This window comes from Streptococcus sp. HMSC068F04, from assembly GCF_001837455.1.
Taxonomy (GTDB): domain Bacteria; phylum Bacillota; class Bacilli; order Lactobacillales; family Streptococcaceae; genus Streptococcus; species Streptococcus salivarius_D.
Map to the genome: position 1 here is coordinate 1 of NZ_KV832466.1, position 4,455 is coordinate 4,455.

Sequence of the window (4,455 nt, forward strand, 5' to 3'; positions counted from 1 at the left end):
GCACAGCTAGTGGTTTTCGTAAGATAAAAACATTGGCAAAATTATTTCATCATTTTGCCAAAGAGCCATTTTCTGTCTAACTTTTTTAAGGGTAGATCATCTTGCGGGTGGTTTGCTCTTCAACTGAATGTCTCTGCTACAGTTACTCTCTTACATCCTTTACACTGGGAACAGCGTTCCTTAAGACGTAGTAGTGTTGGAGTCCCAACTTGTTCGAGAAGAGTTTAGGAAGGGCTTTGAAAGTCATATTTTCTCATCTTTCCTTGGTAATGATAATAAAGTGGTGCAAGGCAATTAAGTTTTGCACGAATCTCGATGTGAGTATCAGTTTCAAAAACAAGAGAAATAATGATGTTAGGTTCTTTAAATTCCGATTAATTCTGTAGTATTCTTAATAAGTCTCATAAGTTCCTCCTAATGATGGTTTGGTCGCTTTTCATTATAGTTCTTATGGGACTTTTTGTGTACACTCAAAAAGCACTATAATCTCTGCAATAGTTCAACCCACTACAGAAATTATAGTGCTAATTAATTTTTGTATCTTCCATCTTGGAAGTCTCATTTTTTGATGATAGCTTAGTCTTTATCAGGAATAACCTTAAAGAGATAATAAGTGATAAAGACTGTCAGGCAAAAGAGCCCAATTTTCACCCAAATAATTGGAGCAAAAAAGATTGAAATTCCCATCAGAACATAGATTTGGATAATAATTTTTTTCTTTCGTTCCTTGGCAATCGATTTGTTTTCTCGAAAATCTGCTACATAACTTTGATATAGCTTAGTATTATATAACCATTTCTCAAAACGTTTAGAACTTCTAGCAAAGCAAGCGATGGCTAAAAGTAGAAAGGGAGTCGTCGGTAAAATGGGAAGAGGAATTCCTAGAATGCCTAAACCGAGCGAGACAAACCCTAAAGAGAGATAAACAACTTTCATAAATACATTCCTTTTAAAAAGCTGCACTAAACGCATTAGTGCAGCTCTTCTGCTATTTTTAAATATCTGTCAGTGGAGTCGCTGTATCTGGTGAGGTATCATAAACCTTGAAGTCTGTTCCAACACCAAAGTCAGCACGTGCCAACTGATTTTCCATCGTCATGTGGGCCAACTCCTTGATATTATTTTCTTTGGAAAGGTGACCCAAGTAGATCTTTTTAGTTTTATTACCGATGGTACGAATCATAGCATCCGCTCCATCTTCATTACACAAGTGACCTTGATCAGAGAGGATACGTTGCTTGGTTGACCAAGGATATGAACCTGCTCTAAGGATTTCAACATCATGATTGGACTCAATCAGATAGCCATCGGCATTCTCAATAATACCTGCCATACGATCAGAAACGTAACCCGTATCCGTCAACATGACGAAACTCTTTCCATCTTTCATAAAGCGATAGAACTGTGGATCAATAGCGTCGTGACTAACTCCAAAAGACTCAATATCAATGTCTCCAAAGGTCAGAAGCTTATCACGAGAAAAAACATGTTTCTGGCTATTATCAATCTTGCCAAGCATATTTTTACTATCCATAATCTGCCAGGTTTTCTCGTTGGCGTAGATATCCATACCATATTTACGAGCTAAAACGCCTACACCATGGATGTGATCCTTGTGTTCATGCGTTACTAAGATAGCATCCAAATCACTCGGATCACGATCAATCTCAGCTAGCAAACTTGTGATTTTCTTACCAGACAAACCAGCATCTACAAGAATCTTCTTCTCTGGAGTTTCCAAATAAAAGGAATTACCAGTTGACCCTGAAGCCAAAATACTATATTTAAACCCTAAATCTGAGGTCATTTTTACTACATCTCCCATTCATCAACCATCATGGCATCCTTGTCATATGGAAGCACAATTGTAAAAGTTGAACCCTTACCATACTCACTTTTAGCCCAAATAAAGCCCTTATGTTGTTTAATGATTTCTTTTGCAATGGACAAGCCTAGACCAGTTCCACCTTGGGCACGACTTCTGGCCTTATCAACACGGTAAAAACGGTCGAAAATCAAAGGCAAATCTTTCTTAGGAATACCCAAACCTTGGTCAGAAATAGAAACAATCAACTGTGAGTCAGTTGTCTTCATAGACACTGTAATCTTACCACCATCAGGCGAATACTTGATGGCATTATTAAGAATATTATCCACGACCTGGGTCATCTTATCTGTATCAATCTCCACCCAAATTGAGTTTACCGGATAATCGCGAATGATTTCGTAAGTTTTACCTGTATTGGTTTCTTGACTTTTAATCTGATCAAAACGATTCAAGATATAGGTCATGAAGGCCGTGAAATTGGTCATCTCAACGTCAAGTTGGGTACTCTTATTGTCAATACGTGACAATGCCAAGAGGTCAGAAATCATTCGCATCATACGATTGGTCTCATCCAAAGAAACTTTGATGAAGTTAGGTGCAATCTCTTCATCGAGAGCTCCATCATCAAGTGCCTCCAGATAGGATTTTACAGAAGTCAAAGGTGTACGCAACTCATGACTAACGTTTGAGACGAAAAGTCGACGTTCCCGCTCTTCTTTTTCCTGCTCAGTAGCATCATGAAGAACGGCAACCAAACCTGAGATAAAACCTGATTCTTTACGAATTAGGGCAAAGTTAACGCGTAGGGTCACAAACTCATCGTTAGCATCTCGACGTGACAAATGAATTTCAGGAGTCTTAGACAGCAATTCACTATAAGTATAGGGATTTTCACCATCTAATAAATCTAAAATGGACATCTGTGTCGCTGTTTCAAAATCTAGATTCAACAAACGCTGAGCTGTGCTATTAATCATGGTAATTTGACCACGACGATTTGTCGCAATAACCCCATCACTCATGTAAGAAAGGACTGATGATAAGCGGTTTTTTTCCTGGGCTAGATTTTCATGCGTCAAACGAAAGACATCCGATAAATCATTCAAGCTGTCAGCTAGCTCTAAAAGCTCTGGATCACCCTTTAAGCGTAACTCCTCGTTATAGTTACCTGCCATTAAGGACTTGACCCTCTTGGTCAACTTTCGAATATTTTTGACTCGTCGATAATCACGATATGCAAGAAAAATAAAGTAGAAAGCCACAAAGAGGAGCGTAAAGAGTAAGGCTAGTTCAAAGCTTGTGATATTTAAGCCAATACTAGTCATAATTCTTCATATAATAACCAACACCACGACGCGTCAAAATATATTCAGGACGACTAGGTGTATCTTCAATTTTTTCACGGAGACGACGAATGGTTACGTCAACCGTACGAACATCACCAAAATAGTCATAGCCCCAAACAGTTTCAAGCAAATGCTCACGCGTCATCACTTGTCCCATATGAGTTGCCAAATGGAAAAGCAACTCAAATTCACGGTGTGTGAGCTCAACTTCATTTCCACGTTTTTTAGCAACAAACGCATCTGGAACAATAATCAACTCACCAATTGAAATCTCCTGCTTACCAGAGTTAGAGCTTTCTTCTGCTGCTGTTTCAATAGTCTCTGTACGACGCAAGTGAGCTTTGATACGTGCCAACAATTCACGATTAGAAAATGGTTTTGTCACATAGTCGTCCGCCCCAATTTCTAGCCCGATAACCTTATCGAACTCGCTATCCTTAGCGGAAAGCATGATAATTGGTGTGTGACTTGTCTTTCGAATTTCCTTAGCAACTTCTAAGCCATCTAGTTCAGGCAACATCAAGTCCAGGATGACCAAGTCTGGTTTTTCAGCTTCAAACTGCTCCAAAGCTTCACGACCATCAAAAGCCGTAACAACTTCATAACCCTCTTTAGTCAGATTAAACTTGATGATATCCGAGATTGGTCTTTCATCATCAACTACTAGAATTTTTTTCATATAAACACCTCATCGGTTTTCTTAAGTCATTCAATTTGTAAAGTAGAAAACTTTACGTATCAAACATATTATACCAAAAAATAGGTTAAGGACCAAGTTTCTACTATAGATATTGAGCTGATATACAAGCTTTCCTTGTTTTTTGGGATAGCATTGCTATGTGTAATCGGTTAAAAGACGAACATTATGATTGAATTTTCAAACATTTTTGACATTTTACTGTATCTATAGTAAAATACACTCTTGTTGTTACATATATTAATGTAAAATTTTAGGAGGCTCTTATGGCACTTATCGAATTTAAAAATGTCAATAAATACTACGGAGACTATCATGCACTTCGTGACATCAATCTAGAAATTGAAAAAGGACAAGTTGTGGTTCTCTTGGGCCCTTCTGGATCAGGGAAATCTACCCTTATCCGTACAATCAATGCCTTGGAATCAATTGATAACGGTACGCTTATCGTTAACGGACATAATGTGACGGAAGCTTCTGCCAAAGATTTGGTTGAGCTTCGTAAAGAAGCAGGGATGGTTTTCCAACACTTTAACCTCTACCCTCACAAAACTGTTCTTGAAAATGTAACCTTGGCACCTATC

5 protein-coding genes and 1 pseudogene are annotated in these 4,455 nt (G+C 38.2%); 1 reads left to right on the forward strand and 5 read right to left on the reverse strand.

Translation table 11 applies throughout. The features are described 5' to 3' along the window. Positions 1-128: 128 nt before the first annotated feature. The 5 genes and pseudogenes from HMPREF2571_RS10225 to yycF all read right to left on the reverse strand — a co-directional run. Positions 129-405, reverse strand: a pseudogene (locus tag HMPREF2571_RS10225) (ISL3 family transposase); the annotation flags it as partial. A 171-nt stretch (positions 406-576) separates the two neighbouring features. After that, positions 577-936: a YbaN family protein gene (locus tag HMPREF2571_RS02560; RefSeq protein ID WP_013990679.1), complete on the reverse strand. Its 360-nt coding sequence runs from the start codon at positions 934-936 to the stop codon at positions 577-579. 58 nt (positions 937-994) lie between these two features. Further along, the gene (locus HMPREF2571_RS02565; RefSeq protein ID WP_013990680.1) at positions 995-1,807 is read right to left on the reverse strand and encodes an MBL fold metallo-hydrolase; all 813 of its coding nucleotides are present in this window, start codon (positions 1,805-1,807) and stop codon (positions 995-997) included. Between the two features lie 5 nt (positions 1,808-1,812). Then, positions 1,813-3,153, reverse strand: coding sequence for a cell wall metabolism sensor histidine kinase VicK (gene vicK, locus HMPREF2571_RS02570; RefSeq protein WP_013990681.1), 1,341 nt, complete (start codon positions 3,151-3,153; stop codon positions 1,813-1,815). Then, positions 3,146-3,853, reverse strand: coding sequence for a response regulator YycF (gene yycF, locus HMPREF2571_RS02575; RefSeq protein ID WP_002884978.1), 708 nt, complete (start codon positions 3,851-3,853; stop codon positions 3,146-3,148). Before yycF ends, vicK begins: the two co-directional genes overlap by 8 nt. A gap of 284 nt (positions 3,854-4,137) precedes the next feature. Between yycF and HMPREF2571_RS02580 the strand changes: the two genes are divergently transcribed. Further along, a partial coding sequence (locus tag HMPREF2571_RS02580; RefSeq protein WP_141760055.1) for an ATP-binding cassette domain-containing protein occupies positions 4,138-4,455 on the forward strand: 318 nt, incomplete at its 3' end.